The organism is Psychrobacter sp. BF1 (assembly GCF_019279065.1).
Classification (GTDB): Bacteria; Pseudomonadota; Gammaproteobacteria; order Pseudomonadales; family Moraxellaceae; genus Psychrobacter; species Psychrobacter urativorans.
The window spans coordinates 15247-31956 of record NZ_JAGYWV010000014.1; the positions used below are offsets into that span (position 1 = coordinate 15247).

The following is a 16710-nucleotide window of genomic DNA, read 5'->3' on the forward strand; positions in this document are numbered from 1 at the left end:
ACTTTTTACTTTACTTCCGGTCTGTGTTCAAAATTATCTATGATTATTTTCATTACTAAAAATCCGATATAAAAGCTACTTTACAGGCGAGCTTGTGATGTCTTATATTTTCATTGCCTTGTTAGTACTGCGATACAAATAGTGAGTTTGTGAATACAGGTCAGTATTGAAATCATCTTAATACTTACTCCATTGCTTTAATAATGCTAAAGTTTGAAATAAATAAAGTCCAAGCGTGGAGGTAATAAACCGCCCAAACTTAACCATAGCCACTCATAATTTTCATGGAGTCTATAGCTCTCAATTCGACTAGTCAACCCAGTATTTATTTAAAAAAATTGTTGATATATTGGCGGGTATAAAGAACTCATTAATAACTAGCATCCTTTAACATTAGTTGATTAAATACTACGTTGAAGCCCTACTACAAGCCACCTATTATCAGTAGCAAAAAAGACTTACATAACTATGTAAGCCTTTTTTTATGGGTGTTTATGAGGATTGTAAGCGGTGTAAATATATAGCGGAACTTATCCTAAAGTGACTTTAACTCGTATTGAGATTAATAAGCACAGCTTTATTATAGTAAGTGACTAATTTAGTTTAGCTAATAATAGGGTGTAGTAAATATAGAGCGTTTATAACCTAACTATTAATGGTTTAAAACTACTAATGGTTTAAAACTATCAATGGTTCAAAACTACCAATGGTTTAAATAGTTATGATGTTATCGGATTAGTTAAGATGTTGTTCATAAAAATCTATAATAAAGAACTATAATCTTGTGGTTTCAAATCTAGAAATCATTATATTAATAACGATTTGAGTTAAAGCAAAAATAGCAATAAAAAAAAGCCGAATGCTATTTAAAAATAACATTCGGCTTTTTTATGGGTGCGCTATAAAGTTAGAAAGAAGTACGGCGATAGCTGCGATATTTAGGTAACCAGAAATTAGCTTTTAATCGACGTTCAAAATTTTCTGCCGTTATAGGCAAGGCCAATTTATCTTCGATCGCTTGTAGAGCAACGGCATAGGCTACTTTTTCACTGATCTCTCTAATGTATTTAATAGGCGGTAATATTGCACCAGGGGCTTTTTCATACTCGATTGAAATATCGGCAAGTGCTTGGCTGGCAGCCGTTAGCATATTATCGCTGATGCCGGTAGCACGCGATGCTAAAACACCTAAGCCAATACCTGGGAAGATATAGCTGTTGTTACACTGAGAAACTTCAAAAGATTGACCTTCAAAAGTGGTATTAGGGAAAGGGCTACCCGTTGCAACGATAGCTTTACCACGACTCCAGTTAGTGACTTCTTGCGGAGTAGCTTCAATACGAGACGTTGGATTTGAAAGCGGCAATACGATTGGATTTTCAGTATTAGCACATAAGGCTTCAACTATCTCTTGTGTAAATAAACCTTTTTGCCCGCTTACGCCGAACAATACTGTTACTTTTGCTTGTTTGACCACTTGCTCTAAGCCCAGTTTCTGACTCTTATCCCAACTTATGATATCTGACTCTTTTTGTACTAACGGTGCTTGGAATTTTTGCAGCTCTGTCATGCTATCAGTTAGCAAGCCGTAGCGGTCAACCATAAACACTTGTTTACGTGCCTGCTCTTCAGTTAAACCTTCACGCTGCATTTGGCGAATGATATGCTCGGCGATACCACAACCCGCTGATCCTGCACCTAAGAATGCTATTCTTTGCTCACTAAGTTTTTGACCTTTATTTAGACACGCTGCAATCAAGGTACCAACTGAAACCGCAGCAGTGCCTTGGATATCGTCATTGAAGCAACATAATTGATCACGATATCTGTTCAATAGCGGGGTAGCGTTTTCTTGAGCGAAATCTTCAAATTGTAATAATACTTCTGGCCAACGACGTTTAACTGCTTGAATAAACAAGTCTACAAACTCATTATACTCATCACCAGAAATGCGTGGGTTTCTCCAACCCATATATAAAGGATCGTCGATTAACTGTTGGTTATTAGTCCCTACATCTAATAAGATTGGCAGGCAATAGGCAGGACTGATACCACCACAAGCCGTATATAGAGATAACTTACCAATTGGAATTCCCATTCCTCCAATGCCTTGGTCTCCTAAGCCTAAGATACGCTCACCGTCAGTAACCACGATCACTTTTACTTTTTGTTTAGTAGCGTTTTGCAGCATATCATCGATTTTATGGCGCTCAGGATAAGAGATAAACAAACCACGTTTACGGCGATAAATTTGAGAGAATTTCTCACAAGCTTGGCCTACCGTTGGCGTATATATCAACGGCATAACTTCCTCGATATGCTGCTCAATCAAATGATGAAATAACGTCTCATTTGTATCTTGGATATTACGCAAATAGATATGCTTATCCATATCAGTAGTAAATGAGGAAAGCTGATGGTATGCGCGTAATGACTGCTCTTCAATGGTCTCAATAGTATGAGGTAGTAAACCAGTTAAATTGAAGCTATCACGCTCTTCTGACGAAAAAGCGCTGCCTTTGTTTAACAAAGAGGTTTCTAGTAGTGCTGGCCCAGCAAAGGGAATATATAACGGACGTTTGTTTGACATAATAAAATCTTCTTAGTGAGGCTTCTAGTGATGATTAGGGTAAGGGTTTAAATATTTTTATCAATGATATAAATAATAGAAATTATTTAAATTTATATTTTTCTTTAGCGGTTTTAAAATGATTTAAACCAACAGGTTCAAGGACTGATACCAATAAAAATTTAAACTCTCTTTATTATTAGGGCGTGCTGAATACTTGCAAATAGGCACTACTGATAGCTATTTATTAAAGCTGTAATCTAGTCTGAGTAAAAAACGCAGATAATGCAGATGCACAGGCTAGCTGCTTTTATATAAACCGTTACGGCGAATAGACTAATTTCAGCATCAGCCCCTTCTTAAATGCAACTGAGGCTAGACCTGTTTTTACTGCTACTTTGCTAAAATCACCTGCTTAGACGACTAAGCTAGATACTCTTAACTTACTAATATTAATAAAGCAGCGCCTAAAAAATGATCTGTGTCAGTGCCGTGTTCGAAGGATCAAGCAGACTCTAATGATGTACTTAATTTAGGTATGATTTATTTGCTGTGCACATATACAGATCAAACTTAACCATATCATTAAGATTTTGGAATTTTTGCGTGGTCATATTGCTATTGGACTAGTTTGAGTGAAGAAAGGCTGGGCGGGTGTAAAAGCCAAGCTTTTGATTGCAAGCGACCTAATACCAATTTGTATGCCAATTCTAATTGAGCAGCAGTGTTGGCCAAATAACTTGGCTAACCTAAAGTATTATATTCTAATTTATGATGAAGGCAACTAGTAATCCCGCTAAAAATAACAACGCTTAGCAGTAGAGATTGATTCCCAGACTGCCAGCAAGTAAACACTATGAAAAAGTTGCGCTTTACGGCTTACCAAATCGTCAACATTTCAAACCAGCATAATGGGATATGCTTATAACTTTGCTGTGAGCTTATCATAGGGAAAAGCAAATTTTAATTGCTATTATTCATCAGCTTTATCAAATAGTTTCTCAATAGGTTTGCTATGAATAGTGGAGCTATTAAACATAGACTTATTGCCAGTATCGTCTTCTGTCCAAAAGTTAATATTGAACTGAGCATCCTCACTTAATACTACCCTATGCCAATATTCAGGTGGACTGACGGCAAATTGTCCGGCTTCAATCACTATGGTTTGCTCAGGTTCAGTAGCCGCTTCATCAGCAAACCCATAAAAAGTAACTGTACCTTGCATCACGCAAATTTGGCCAAACACCCCTTTAGCTGTGTTGTGATGATTTAATAAAGCTTTAGGAACTTTATCTTTAGTAAAAAAATGCGTAGAACGTTTGATTTTCCAGTGACTGGGAATGATTTGACGGGTCATGGTGACTCCTTAGTTGCTAATGTCCAGTTATTGCATTTTGGTTATTAAGGGCTGGTTATTGGGTTAGTAGGCTTGGGTGATATTAATTAAGATGGTAGTCAATGCCTAACAGCGATCACCATTATCTGGCTACGTTGATAATACTATAACCGATTGAAAAGGTTTAATTAACGCCGCTCCTCTAAATGCTTAATATGATCTGGGCTGGCCTGATAAATAGCATCAAGCTCAGACTCAGTAAGATACTTTTCGCTAATAGGAAACAGTTCACGCTCTTCAAAACGCAGATGATCATATAGTAGCTTAGCAAGTTGTCGAACCTGAGTAACCGTAGGTAAACTTGCCTTAGTCTGTAAAGAGGCTTCAATATCCGTGGTTAATTTACCTAGTGCCTTATGCTGTGTAGTTAGCTTATCAAGTACAGAGCCGACTTCTGATTGGGTGTTGCGATAAGGCTGTAAGCCATTAACAATCAAATCATCTTCTATTTTAAAATGACCTTGCATCTCACCCATATAGCAGCATAGTGCTTGCCAATGCTCAGCAATCTGCTGTGGATTGTCGGCACACTCTTTGCCGTGACGGCCCAGATTTAAACCAAGATGATGCTGACGCGATAAAGGCTGTAATTGCTTAGCACGTTTCATAAATTAACTCCTAGAAGTCTTTGCTGATATTGCAATGTCGTGATAGACATTATCTTACTATTGGCTCGATTTGGAAAATTATTCCCTATCGAACGCTCTACCTGCTATTACCACCATGAGGCAAACTGTTATATAAATGCTAATACTCTTGAACTATATATGACCCTCATCCTAGAATCGAGGGGTTGATTATCATCTAGTTATTTAGTTATTTAGTTATTCAGCCTTCTAGATTAGTGAATATGCGCTAATACTCTTAAGTCATAGATTAGTAGACCTACCAACTTAGCCTTATTATACCCTGATAACGCTTAAACGATAAAGCGAGCAAAAACTCTTTAGTAGTGTTGATTCAGAAGCAAAACTTTATGAGCTTGAAGTATTTTTAGCGGACCCAATAGCCAGTTTTTTGGCAATCGCCAGCAAGCCCTCTATTGTTTTATAACTTTCCCCAGCAAGACTTATAATGCAGAACAACATAGTCATCGATAGTGTTAGATTACAGTAGCGAGTAACTTTTAATAGCAGCAAAAAGGGTTGTTTACACTAAGCGCAACATAGTGTGAACAACCCTTTTACTGTTTAGCATTGCATAGTTTAGCACCGTACTGTTGAGTACTTTAGTGTTCAACGTCATAATTACTATGCGTTACTCAGTAAAGCTGTTCGATAACTTATTAACTGCTATCAGACCAGCTGATTACGCAAAGTCGTTTTAAGAACTTTGCCAATGGCGTTACGAGGAAGCGACTCTACTATCTCTAAGCGTTCAACTTGTTTAAAAACTGCTATGCCTTTTTCATCACGAAGGTAAGTATTGATAGATTGAAGATCGAGCTGTTGATCGGTTTTAACGACTACAAAAGCACAAACACGCTCACCAAGAATATCATCAGGAGCGCCCACAATCGCCACATCGGCAATGGGTGGATAAGCCATCAATAAAGTCTCAATCTCTACTGGTGAGATATTCATGCCCCCACGAATCACAATATCTTTTAGTCGGCCGAAATATTCTAAGAACTCTTTATGGTCACCGGAAATTTGGAATAAGTCACCCGTTTTGAACCAACCGTCGGCATCGAAACAGCGTGATGTTGATTCAGGTGCTCTCCAGTATCCTGAGAACACTGCTGGGCCTTTAACGCGTAACTCCCCTATTTTATCGGCTTCGAGTATTTCCTCTTCGGTTTCAGGATTGACAATACGTACCTTGAATCCATCAGTCGTTAACGAGCCCTCTTGACTTTGTTTAAAAAACCTAGGGAAGTACTTAGCTCTAAGCACTGGATCGGGTATAACGCTAAAGGAGCTCATCAAAGCAGAGCCTTCATTAGAGCCAAAAAGATTGGTTATGTGTACCCCATATTGTTCCTGATATCCTGTTACCATCCATTCAGATAAAGGCGCAGAACCAGAACCAATGGTCTTTAGGCGCTCAAAGTTAACTCCCTTTAGCATCTCTTGGTTTTGTAAAAGTAAGTTCAATAAGGTTGGTGGTGCCGAAGTATTGGTAATATCTTCATCACGAATTTGTTGAATGAACAAAGACAGATCGAATGGATGATGCTGAACTAGCACCCCACCACTAAGTATCCAAGGGAAAAAACAAGTGCCAATACCTGCCATATTGACCATAGGGAAAGGATTAAGAAAATGAGCGCCGCTCTTTACCTCGTTAGCTTCACTAATTAATCTGGCTATAGACAGCCATTCGTTATAACTTCTTGGCACCCCTTTTGGCGCTGACTCTGTTCCTGAGGTCCAACAAATGGTAAATATATCGTCAGCGGATACATTTGCGGCATCTACTGCTTTTAGCAGCGCTGCTGAGTCGTCATCAGTCAAGCTCATTAGCTCTTGTTCCACTGCTATTACTTTTGCAGAGTTGATCACTTCTCCAAGGCAGAATATCTTTTTAATAAGTGGGCTTACTTGTTGCAGGCGAATAGCTAGAGCACTATGATCATATTTGCCAATGCAAGCTGCGGTAATTATGGCCTTTGCATCAACTTGCTTGGCTATACCAGCAAGCTCATTATCACGATATAAGGTAGGAACTGGACTGACGATAATACCAAGGCGAGCGCAGGCGAGGTAGACAATCGACAAATCGACAATATTGGGCAGCTGCATTATCAACACATCATCTTTTTTTAGACCATGTCTGACCAACATAGCTGCATAATGCACAACTCGGTCTTCAGATTGCTGCCAAGTTAGACGAGTTGGCGCGCGGCCATAAATATCTAAAGTATTTGGCGCATCAACAAGGGCTAGTTTGTGAGGGTGGCTCGCTGTCTGTTTTTGAAATAGATCATTAAGCGTGATCTCTTTCCACCACCCTTTGCTTTTATAGCTCGCAATTTTTTCTTTGGGTATAACAATCATTTCTTCACATCCTTGTGTTTATTAAACTTATAACCAGCCATCCAGCTGGGTGTGTTTTTTCAAGCTTGAAAGGCCTGCAATGTCCTTTTAGCACGCTCCTGCATCATAGCACTGATAAAGCAAACAGCTGTATTGTAAAAATTACTGCCAAGGTAGCCATTTTGCTAAGCTAAGATAATGTTGTTTAGCCCTTATAATACTGCCCTACTATCTAGCAAAGATATTAATCACTGCAGTCGCCTCTTCGACTCCATAGATACCGCCACCATTTTCTTGAATAGCAATGCGTGCGCCTTCTACTTGACGCTTGCCCGCTTCACCGCGTAATTGAGTGACCAGCTCATAGACTTGGCCAAGCCCTGTGGCGCCAATAGGATGGCCTTTTGATTCTAGACCACCTGATGGGTTAATTGGCAGACGGCCACCTACCGTAAACTCACCAGCTTCAGCCGCTCGACCCGCTTCGCCATACGCTACCAGTTGCAAGTTTTCTGCTTGGATAATCTCACCCATCGCTGTGGCATCATGCACTTCTGCCACATCTACATCAGCAGGAGAGACACCAGCCTTTTCATAAGCTTCGGTAGCGGCTAATGCTGTCACATGGTTTTTATAATCCTCAAAACTACGATCTGAGCTAGAGCGCACTACACTACTTAATAGTTTGATGGCTCGGCTAGCATCACCCTTAAGGCGCTTTAAGCCTTCAGCATTACATAAGACTGTGGCAGCGGAACCGTCAGAGATGGGCGCGCACATAGGCAGAGTCAGGGGATAGGTAATAGGCGGAGCTGCCAATACTTCTTCTATAGTATAAGGTCGTTGATACTGGGCCAGCGGGTTATGTACGGAGTGGGTATGGTTTTTTGCACATACCGCCGCTATTTGTCTTTGCGTGGTGCCAAAGGTTTTTATATGTTGACGACTAAAAGCTGCATAGACATCCATAAACATAGAATAGGGCTTAGTAGATTGCGTACCTTCAGGACAGTCAAAACCTGCACCCATCGCTAACAAAGCTTGCTTATTATGCTCAACGCTAGTCACATCCCAAGCCGAGTCAAAGGTGGCAAACATTTTGGCCTTATCCTCATTGATCATTTTTTCAGTACCCACTGCGATAGCGATATCACACGAGCCACTTTTTATCGCCATTGCCGCTAGATGCAAGGCCGTACTAGAAGAGGCACAAGCACCCTCAATATTGAAGATAGGAATGCTTTGAAAGCCCATCGAGCGCAGAGCTACTTGACCGGGGATCATATGTTGATCTTGCATAAAACCGATAACGCAAGAAGCAAAGTAGGCTTGCTTGACTTGGGTTAATTCAGCACCGGCATCAGTCAATGCTTGCTCTATCGCTTCTTGAGTCAAATCTTTATAACTACGGTCTAAATGGCGGCCAAACTTGGTCATACCAACGCCAGCAATATAAATGTCACTCATAAGTCATTCCTTTAGACCAATTATTAGAGAGTAATGGCTTGTTGATTAATATAGATTACTAAGAGATCTTACGAGCCTCGACCCAGTATTTTTCCCGCACCTTTCTACGCAGCACTTTGCCCACCACACTAGTAGGAATGTGCTCAACAATTAAGATGGTTTTGGGTGCTTTATAGCTACCAATCAAGCCTTTGACATGAGCAATGAGTTGAAGATCTGTCAAGCTAACGCTGTCTCTTAGAATAACCTCAGCATGCACCGCTTCCCCCCATTCTGGATGAGGAATACCAATCACTGCAGCGAGCAACACATCCGCATGACTATTGAGCGCCGACTCAACTTCATTGGCATAAATATTAAAGCCCCCTGAGATAATCATATCTTTTTTGCGATCGACTAGATAAACAAAGCCTTGTTTATCCATATAGCCCAAGTCACCTGACTTCCAAAAGCCATTGTGAAACTCTTCAGCAGTCAGTTCAGGGGCATTCAAGTAGCCTTGGCAGACACTGCGTGAGCGCACCCAAAGTTCTCCGGTCTCACCTTGAAGTACTTCGTTGCCGTCAGTATCAACGATAAGACATTCCACACCTGGAGTCGGTTGACCCGCAGACCCTAGACGTACTTCATCTGCTGGTGTTTTAATAATATGTTTTTGGGTGCTCATATTAAGGGCAAAACCAAAATGCTCAGTAGAGCCATAGCCTTGAATAAAGATATTGCCTAACTTTGCCTGCAACAGCTTCAGCTTACCTGGGCTCATAGGGGCAGCGCCGTAAACTACATATTTCAGGGTACTTAAATCAGAGTCAATCTCTAGCAAGCGATATAGAATAGTCGGCACTAAAAAGCTTAGCGTGGCCTTCTCACTTTCTATATTAGCGCAGTAGGCATTTAAATCCGGACTGTTCTGGGTAATCGTACAGCCTCCGGAATAAAACGTCGGTAATACCAGCATGCCACTACCATGACTGATAGGCGCTATATGAATACACCTCGGCTCCTCAGCCCACATGTCTTTATCATCAAAAGCAAAGGTGGTATCGCGGCAGCTGAACCAATTGTCCATACTGTACATAGCCGGCTTGCCCTTGCCCGTGGTGCCGCCGGTAAAGCGAATCAGTGCACAGTGCTCTCGATCGTCCAGTTCAAAATTAGGATTGTGATCAGACGCTTGAGCTACCAATTGCCAAAAGTAATGCACGCCTGCTAGCGTCTCTTCTGGCTCGTCCATAACTACAATAGTGACGCCTTGCTCTCTTAGCATCTGATAATGGGTTTTGAGCAGTGAGGTCTCTATAAAAGCAACTTTGGCTTTAGCCGCTGCCACCTGCCAAGTATGCTCTTCAAGCGAATCTCTAAAATTGGTAAAAGCACCAGTAGCCCCGCCTTTAAAAATAGTCGGGGCGTGAATCAGAGATAAGTTGTCGTTGTCTAGAATATTGATAAAGCAATCGCCGATACCTAATCCTAGATTGACCATCATATTGACGATTTGATTGGATAACAGATGAAATTCAGAAAAAGTATATCTGCGCTTGCGCTCTATATTGACTAGCGCCTCACGATCGCCGTAACGCTGTGCCAGCGCTGTCATGTGATTGCTAAAGTTTATTATCATGTTTATTATCCTTAATAAGTGATAGTCCCTGTTGTTGCTTTAAGCGATCTGTCTTTAATCAACCTTTTTTTAAATGATGTATCTTACTCTTTACGCTATCGGCCCCTTAAGCCAAGCGGTAGCGCAAAACACCAGATGGCTCTACGGTTTCGCAAATGACTTCTGCGTTATTTACTAAATAAGTAACGTGAGCGTAGGTCTCTTCAAAGGCTAAACAACGCGCAAAGCCTTGTTTCTTAGCCCAGCCTAATACCGAACTCAACTCGTTGACGGTGCGCCATTGCTCTAAACTGCCACGTAGTTTGTCTAACGAGGTCTGATGGTGCTGTAAAACTTCACGGACTCGTTTTTCCCCGTGATAAAACGGCTTATTGTGTGAGGGTAACACTAGGGCCTTAGGATCTATCCAATCAAGCATATCGCTCAAGCCTGCTATCCAACCAGCTAAGGGATCAGCCTCTTGAGTCATATAGTTTAAGCCAACGTAGGGGGTAATATGGGCGATGATTTGATCCCCTGAAATCATGACTTCTCCGGAAACCTTTTGTAGACAGATATGCTCTATAGAATGTCCGGATCCGGACCAAAGCCGCCATGACTCACCGCCTATTACCAGCGTATCGCCAGATTTGACAATATTTATCTGGGTTGGTAGTGGCCCGAACATCTGGTCTACATACTCCCAAACCTCTTCTATACTTTGCAGATCCTCTGCTGAGGCCGCCATACGCTTATAGAAGTGTGGCAAATCACTATAATCTTTGGCGCTGCGATAACGGTTCTCTAGTCTTGCCTGTAAAATCTCCTTCTCAGAAATATACAAAGGGGCGTTACAGTAGTCCTGCAACCAACCCGCCAGCCCAATATGATCAGGATGGCAATGAGTAATTAAAATTCCGGTGATTTTTGTTGGTTTAGGTAGGTTTTGTAGCAAGTTTTTCCACAATTCACGGTTTTCATCAGAGGCGGGACCTGAGTCAATCACAAACCAGCCGTCCCCATCCCTAATCAAGTAGATATTGATATGATCCAGCTTGCTGGGTATCTTGAATCTAGTCCAGAGTATGCCGTTACTAACGACTAGTACCTCACCAAAATCTGGTGGGGTAATGTGGCTTCCTTGCTGACTATTCATAACCTTACCTTTTATTATTTATCTAGCTTGCAGTATGGTCGCCGCATCGAGACGAATATAGCGGCCATTCATATAGCTATTCTCGATAAGAAAAGCACAAGTAGAGGCAAATTCCTCCATGTTACCCATACGCTTGGGCGCCTCACACATAGCAATCAGAGCTTCGCTAACCTTAGTATCGAGTGACTCTACCATAGCAGTTGCAAACATCCCAGGCGCAATAGAATTGACTCGAATACCTAATTTACCAAACTCACGCGCAGCTGGCATATTGAGACCATTAACGCCAGATTTTGAGGCTCCATAGGCGCTCTGTCCAATTTGACCTTCCCAAGCTGCGCCAGAGGAGACATTGACGATGACCCCACGCTCGCCCTTCTCATCAGGCTCATTTAGCGCCATCTTTTCAGCGCACTTTGACATAACGGTATATAGCCCAATCAAATTTACGTTGATAACTGCCTTAAAATTGGCTAATGCCGAGGCCTTGCCCTCTCGATCTAGAATCTTTGCCGGAGCAACAATACCTGCCGCATTAATGTCAGCATGGATAGCACCAAATTTAGCGATAATGGCAGTAATAGCGTTATCGACCTCTTCCTCAACAGTCACATCAGTGCGACAAAATATGGCATTTTCGCTACCAAGCTCTGCCACAGCATCTTCTCCTGCTTGTTGATTCATATCTAGCAAGGCCACCTTAGCGCCTTTATTGCCTACCATGTAGTGAGCCGTTGCCAACCCTAATCCTGAGGCGCCACCACTAATAACGACGACTTTATTGCTTAAATCCATGATGCATTCCTTTGCTTATTGTCTAAAGAGTGATTTATAACGACTGTCTAAAGTTTATTTAAAGAAGGATATAAAAAAAGATCTAAAAAACCATATAAAAAGCTATTTAAAATATTATTAAGATTAATAGCCGCGAAACTCTGGTTTACGCTTTTCACTAAAGGCGCTTAGACCTTCTTGCATATCGTATGAGCGCATATGTCTACGGAATAGTACTTGCTCTTGTTGCAAGGCATCATCACGCGATTTGTCCGCGCTAGCATTAGCAACTACTTTCATTCGTTGCAGCGCAATCGGGCTTTTTTCTGCTATCAGCTCTGCTAGTTTTTGTGCTTCTTGTGGCAAGTCAGCAAGGCTGACCACACGATTTACAAAACCATAGCCCATCATCTGTGTTGCCGAGAGGGTTTCGCCAGTGAACAGTAAGTATTTTGCGACATTGAGTGGGATTAATCTTGGCAATAGTGCTGCGCCACCCGCTCCTGGATAAACCCCATAATTTGCATGAGCATCGCCTATACGTGCGCTGTCCGCGGCTATCACAATATCAGCACACATTGCCGTTTCTAAACCACCGGCCATAGTAATGCCGTTAATCGCTGCGATGACTGGCTTGGAAAAGTTGCGTAGCACATCAAGCACGTTGACGGTTAAGCGATCAATAAAGTCGGTCTCGCCAGCAGGGCCATTAGTTGAAGCTAAGATTTCTTTTAGGTCAGCCCCAGCGCAAAAAGCTCTGCCATTACCCGTAATTACCAAAACTTTGACGCTGTCGTCTACAGCAATTTTTGGCAGTAGCTGTTCATACTTATCCAACATCTCAAGATTAATGGCGTTCATAGCGTCTGGTCTATTAAGAGTAATCCAAGCCACTGGTCCCACTTGCTTATATTCTAAAGCGTCATTTTTCATCGGTAAGTCCATAGGTGATACTCCTATCTAATGGTATTTGCAAGGCCGTGTTTATAAGTATAAGTACGGGCTACTCTTAAGCATTTGTTATTAAAACAACTATTAACTATTAACTACTGACTACTGACTGTTAACGATACCTAACCCCTTTATCTAAAGGCTTGAATGCCAGTAAGGGAACGCGCTATCAATAATTTTTGGATTTCAGTAGTGCCATCAGGGATAGTGCCAATAATTGCTTCTCGAGCTAAGCGCTCCACGATATACTCTTTGGTCACGCCATTACCGCCATGAATCTGCACGGCATCACGGCAGACTTTGACCGCCATTTCCGTGCTATACCATTTAGCCATAGCGCATTCTTTATCACAGCGAATGCCTTGATCGATCATAGTGGCAGCTCTTAACGTCAATAATCTAGCAGCATCTATGTTGGTTGCCATATCAGCGATTTTATCGGCTATCAATTGATGGCCTGCGATCAGCTTGCCATGTTGGAAGCGCTGTTGGCTGTACTTAATCGACTCTTCCATAGACCTACGAGCAATAGAATAACCCCAAGCCGCCATATGGCAGCGGGCACGTTCGAAAGTGATCAAAGTATTTTTTAAGCCCGCTCCCAACTCGCCAATAGTATTACTCACTGGAACACGGACATCAGCAAAGAATATTTGTGCTGTGGACTGGCCATTTAATGCCATTTTTTTGATACCTTGCACCTCAATGCCTGGGGTAGTCATATCTACTAAAATATGCGTCAATTCGCCCTCAGCGGTTTTGCAGGTACATATGAAGATATCCATATGCTCACCATTTGAGATCCAAGTTTTTTCGCCATTGATAATCCAGTCATCGCCATCGCGCACAGCTCGGGTCCTAGCAGCAGCTACGTCAGATCCTGCATCAGGCTCAGATACCCCAATACCGATAAACAAATCACCCGATAGCAGACTAGGTACATACTTTTCTTTGATAGGTTCTGATGCGTTTCTAATCAACATATCGGCGCCAGAGACATTAATCAGAATAGGCAACGCCAAATCTATTGAGCTGACGCCTACTTCTTCCCAGAGTAATAAGTGGGTTACCCAGTCTAAGCCTAAGCCGCCCCATTTCTCAGGAAAAGGGGCTTTGATTAGACCAAACTCTGTCAAAGTCTTCACAAACCCTTTTAGCATCTCCTTAGGAATAAAACCCTCTCCGTGGGCACGCAACTTTGGTTCAATATCATTATCCAAAACTTTTCGTAAGCCTTCTGTGGCCATTTTCTGCTCTTCTGTCATTAACATGTTCATGGCTTCCTTGCCTATTTTAGTACGTTTAATAACTTTACTAATGCTATTGGTGCTAGTTTTCAGAGGATGCATTAGACTAAAAATAAAATAATGATAATTTAGATTATCTTATGCTAAGGTAGAAGAAAACGTATTAAATCAGTGTTTATTACAAATATACTAGGTAGTTCTAATAAATATTGCAATTAAATTTATATTAAAGATAATTAAGATTATCCTTAAATTTTATTACAGTTATTTTTGTTGATATAGATATTTTCTAATGAGTAGTTTATGTATATCCGTAGACGCTGTCAGTCCCCCACTTTACAACAGCAGTATTTCCACCCTTTATTTCTATAAGTATTAGTCGATAAGCCATTAAAGATAGTTTTATAAGTAACTAAAACACGCCGTGCCTCACTAGGTACTAGATAGGAAATTACAAAGTAGTGCAACGCAAGCTATGAGAGTGGAGGATAAGAAATGCAAGACAAAGATCTGCACCATAAAACGCTGAATAAAGCATTAAAACCAATATCAGCGATGCGACCGGCAACTTTAGATAAGCTTGAAAAAGCAGTGCTACTGTTATTCTCGAATCATGATCCTACTGAAGTCAGCATGATAAAGATAGCTCGTACAGCAAATATGTCATTAAAGACTCTGTATAACTATTTTGGTGACAAGCAAACCATCATTTATACTATTTTAAATAGAGTATTAGGCCGTCTAGCAGTCCGTATGATTGATCATTTGCAAGGTATCGATAGCGTTAGAGACCGTCTGCGTAAAACGCTTTGGGTGTTCTTTGATTTTATTGATAAAAGTCCAGATGCTATGATGGTATTGTCCACAGCAGTGCCCGCATCTCGTTATCGAGAGATAGCTATTTATGATAATAAAGAGTTGGTTGATTCTTTTATGCAAGTATTAGGCGATGGACAGCAACAAGGTATATTGAATGACACTGTGCCTTTGTTCGTTTTATTCGATGTGTTTATAGCTTTTATTAGCCGCTTAGGACTCATGCATATCATACGCAAAAATCCAGATTCTCTAAATGAGAACTTTGATGGGCTATTTACTATTTTATGGCGGGCTATTAGCAATCCTGAAATAGATTAATATAATCACCATAAAATATTAGCTTAACAATTGAAGGGCAACTGGGATCGATTTTGTGTAGCTTCTAGAAACGCAGCATGCAAAGAAGATTTATACCAGCAGCACGCTGTAATGGATGGTCTCTTTTTATTTAGGATCAACTCCAGTAAAAAAGATAACTACCCTATAACTTGGCCTAAAAAATAAAACCTTAGCAATTACTTACTAAGGTTTTATTAATTTCAATGACTTAAGTCACTAATTAACTTAAGTCACTACTTAACGTAAATCATCAACGACCGCCAACATAGCGACTAACGAGGCTTCGCCTAATTTAATACAGCGCTCTGGCGACCAACCGGTATCAGCATCGGGAAGGTTATTGTTATCTATAAATGGCATCTCCAAGGTATTAGCCAGACAGTCAAAACGTTCGGCAACCCAGTGGGTAGCCAGAGTCATATTAGCTTTGCCCGGTGCATCAACCTGATAGCCTTCTGTAGTCTGAAAGTCGGCACTGGCTAGTTTTAACACTTCTGCAAATCTATCGCGTAGACCTGCAAGGCGGTCATTATAACTCGGCGTACCTTGAGAGCCGGCAAGGAATACAAAAGGTATTTCTTCATCACCGTGCACATCATAAAACAGATCAACACCAGTATCTTCCATTTTATTAATCACATAAAAAACTTCAGGGCTCTCTTCTAAACTTGGATCTGACCAAGCACGGTTTAGGTTAGTGCCGACTGCGTTAGTCCGCAGATGACCACGCACACTACCATCAGGATTCATATTAGGCACAATGTAGAAGTTGGCTTTGTCTAGTAGCAGCTTAGCAGTGGCATTATCACTATCTAATAAGCTATGCAGCAGACCTTCGACTAACCATTCCGCCATAGTCTCACCAGGATGCTGACGAGCCGTAATCCAAATATTGCGCTTGCTTTCACTATCGCTATCGTCATCACTAATTTTAACTAAAGTTAAGTCGCGCTTGTCCAAGGTCTCGCCTAAATGCTCTAAAGTCACTAACGGATGCATTTGTACAGCGGCTAATAAATCTTGATGACGCTCGTAACTATACGGGGCAAAAAAAGCAATTTGAATGGTTTCACATTCCATATCTACCATTATGGTTAGCTTGCCATCTTTATAAGAGGTGGGCAGACGGAACCAATACTCACGATCGTATGAGGCCACTGCTTGATAATTATCCCATCCTGCTGGGAATGCTGCTTGCCCTGCGTTGAGAATATTAAGCACATATTGCTCATCGATCTGTCCGGTTAGACGAAAGTTAAACCATTGAAAAAACTCGCCGCCAACGTCTGGACGAATAGCCAATTGGATATTTTTTTTATCTTCTAAGCTAATGACTTCAATATTACCGGCATCAAAATTAGCACTGATATGCATGATTTTTCCTTAATTAGTTATTGTCATAAATTAGAGGGTG

The 16710-nt window shown here is 41.2% G+C and carries 12 protein-coding genes; 1 reads left to right on the forward strand and 11 read right to left on the reverse strand.

Annotation, left to right across the window (positions count from 1 at the left end; all coding sequences use genetic code 11):
- Positions 1-907: 907 nt before the first annotated feature.
- From KZA12_RS13120 to KZA12_RS13165, 10 genes are all read right to left on the reverse strand, one after another.
- On the reverse strand, positions 908-2590 hold the full coding sequence (locus KZA12_RS13120; protein WP_201622142.1) for an NAD-dependent malic enzyme: 1683 nt from the start codon (positions 2588-2590) through the stop codon (positions 908-910).
- Between the two features lie 952 nt (positions 2591-3542).
- The gene (locus KZA12_RS13125; RefSeq protein ID WP_201622143.1) at positions 3543-3926 is read right to left on the reverse strand and encodes a DUF1971 domain-containing protein; all 384 of its coding nucleotides are present in this window, start codon (positions 3924-3926) and stop codon (positions 3543-3545) included.
- Between the two features lie 167 nt (positions 3927-4093).
- Positions 4094-4573 (reverse strand): hemerythrin domain-containing protein, encoded by a 480-nt coding sequence (locus KZA12_RS13130; RefSeq protein WP_218690528.1) that lies wholly within the window; start codon positions 4571-4573, stop codon positions 4094-4096.
- A 687-nt stretch (positions 4574-5260) separates the two neighbouring features.
- Complete coding sequence (locus KZA12_RS13135; RefSeq protein WP_218690529.1) at positions 5261-6964, reverse strand: class I adenylate-forming enzyme family protein; 1704 nt, start codon at positions 6962-6964, stop codon at positions 5261-5263.
- Positions 6965-7171: 207 nt separating this feature from the next.
- The gene (locus KZA12_RS13140) at positions 7172-8410 is read right to left on the reverse strand and encodes a thiolase family protein (protein ID WP_218690530.1); all 1239 of its coding nucleotides are present in this window, start codon (positions 8408-8410) and stop codon (positions 7172-7174) included.
- Between the two features lie 58 nt (positions 8411-8468).
- Positions 8469-10031 carry a class I adenylate-forming enzyme family protein gene (locus KZA12_RS13145; RefSeq protein WP_218690531.1) on the reverse strand — a complete coding sequence of 521 codons (1563 nt, stop codon included), beginning with the start codon at positions 10029-10031 and terminating at the stop codon, positions 8469-8471.
- Between the two features lie 106 nt (positions 10032-10137).
- Complete coding sequence (locus tag KZA12_RS13150) at positions 10138-11166, reverse strand: MBL fold metallo-hydrolase (RefSeq protein ID WP_218690532.1); 1029 nt, start codon at positions 11164-11166, stop codon at positions 10138-10140.
- An 18-nt stretch (positions 11167-11184) separates the two neighbouring features.
- Positions 11185-11961: an SDR family NAD(P)-dependent oxidoreductase gene (locus tag KZA12_RS13155; RefSeq protein WP_218690533.1), complete on the reverse strand. Its 777-nt coding sequence runs from the start codon at positions 11959-11961 to the stop codon at positions 11185-11187.
- 123 nt (positions 11962-12084) lie between these two features.
- Positions 12085-12885 (reverse strand): enoyl-CoA hydratase/isomerase family protein, encoded by an 801-nt coding sequence (locus KZA12_RS13160; RefSeq protein WP_256932977.1) that lies wholly within the window; start codon positions 12883-12885, stop codon positions 12085-12087.
- 137 nt (positions 12886-13022) lie between these two features.
- Positions 13023-14168: an acyl-CoA dehydrogenase family protein gene (locus KZA12_RS13165; RefSeq protein ID WP_201622150.1), complete on the reverse strand. Its 1146-nt coding sequence runs from the start codon at positions 14166-14168 to the stop codon at positions 13023-13025.
- Positions 14169-14633: 465 nt separating this feature from the next.
- On the opposite strand from KZA12_RS13165, the gene KZA12_RS13170 reads away from it, so the two are divergent.
- Positions 14634-15275, forward strand: coding sequence for a TetR/AcrR family transcriptional regulator (locus KZA12_RS13170; protein ID WP_218690534.1), 642 nt, complete (start codon positions 14634-14636; stop codon positions 15273-15275).
- Positions 15276-15533: 258 nt separating this feature from the next.
- On the opposite strand, the gene KZA12_RS13175 is transcribed toward KZA12_RS13170, so the two are convergent.
- Positions 15534-16670: a M14-type cytosolic carboxypeptidase gene (locus KZA12_RS13175; protein ID WP_218690535.1), complete on the reverse strand. Its 1137-nt coding sequence runs from the start codon at positions 16668-16670 to the stop codon at positions 15534-15536.
- Positions 16671-16710: the final 40 nt, after the last annotated feature.

Coding starts and splice junctions, on each gene's coding strand:
- KZA12_RS13120 (WP_201622142.1), bottom strand. CDS start 2,590: ATGTCAAACAAACGTCCGTTATATATTCCCTTTGCTGGGCCAGCACTA.
- KZA12_RS13125 (WP_201622143.1), bottom strand. CDS start 3,926: ATGACCCGTCAAATCATTCCCAGTCACTGGAAAATCAAACGTTCTACG.
- KZA12_RS13130 (WP_218690528.1), bottom strand. CDS start 4,573: ATGAAACGTGCTAAGCAATTACAGCCTTTATCGCGTCAGCATCATCTT.
- KZA12_RS13135 (WP_218690529.1), bottom strand. CDS start 6,964: ATGATTGTTATACCCAAAGAAAAAATTGCGAGCTATAAAAGCAAAGGG.
- KZA12_RS13140 (WP_218690530.1), bottom strand. CDS start 8,410: ATGAGTGACATTTATATTGCTGGCGTTGGTATGACCAAGTTTGGCCGC.
- KZA12_RS13145 (WP_218690531.1), bottom strand. CDS start 10,031: ATGATAATAAACTTTAGCAATCACATGACAGCGCTGGCACAGCGTTAC.
- KZA12_RS13150 (WP_218690532.1), bottom strand. CDS start 11,166: ATGAATAGTCAGCAAGGAAGCCACATTACCCCACCAGATTTTGGTGAG.
- KZA12_RS13155 (WP_218690533.1), bottom strand. CDS start 11,961: ATGGATTTAAGCAATAAAGTCGTCGTTATTAGTGGTGGCGCCTCAGGA.
- KZA12_RS13160 (WP_256932977.1), bottom strand. CDS start 12,885: ATGGACTTACCGATGAAAAATGACGCTTTAGAATATAAGCAAGTGGGA.
- KZA12_RS13165 (WP_201622150.1), bottom strand. CDS start 14,168: ATGAACATGTTAATGACAGAAGAGCAGAAAATGGCCACAGAAGGCTTA.
- KZA12_RS13170 (WP_218690534.1), top strand. CDS start 14,634: ATGCAAGACAAAGATCTGCACCATAAAACGCTGAATAAAGCATTAAAA.
- KZA12_RS13175 (WP_218690535.1), bottom strand. CDS start 16,670: ATGCATATCAGTGCTAATTTTGATGCCGGTAATATTGAAGTCATTAGC.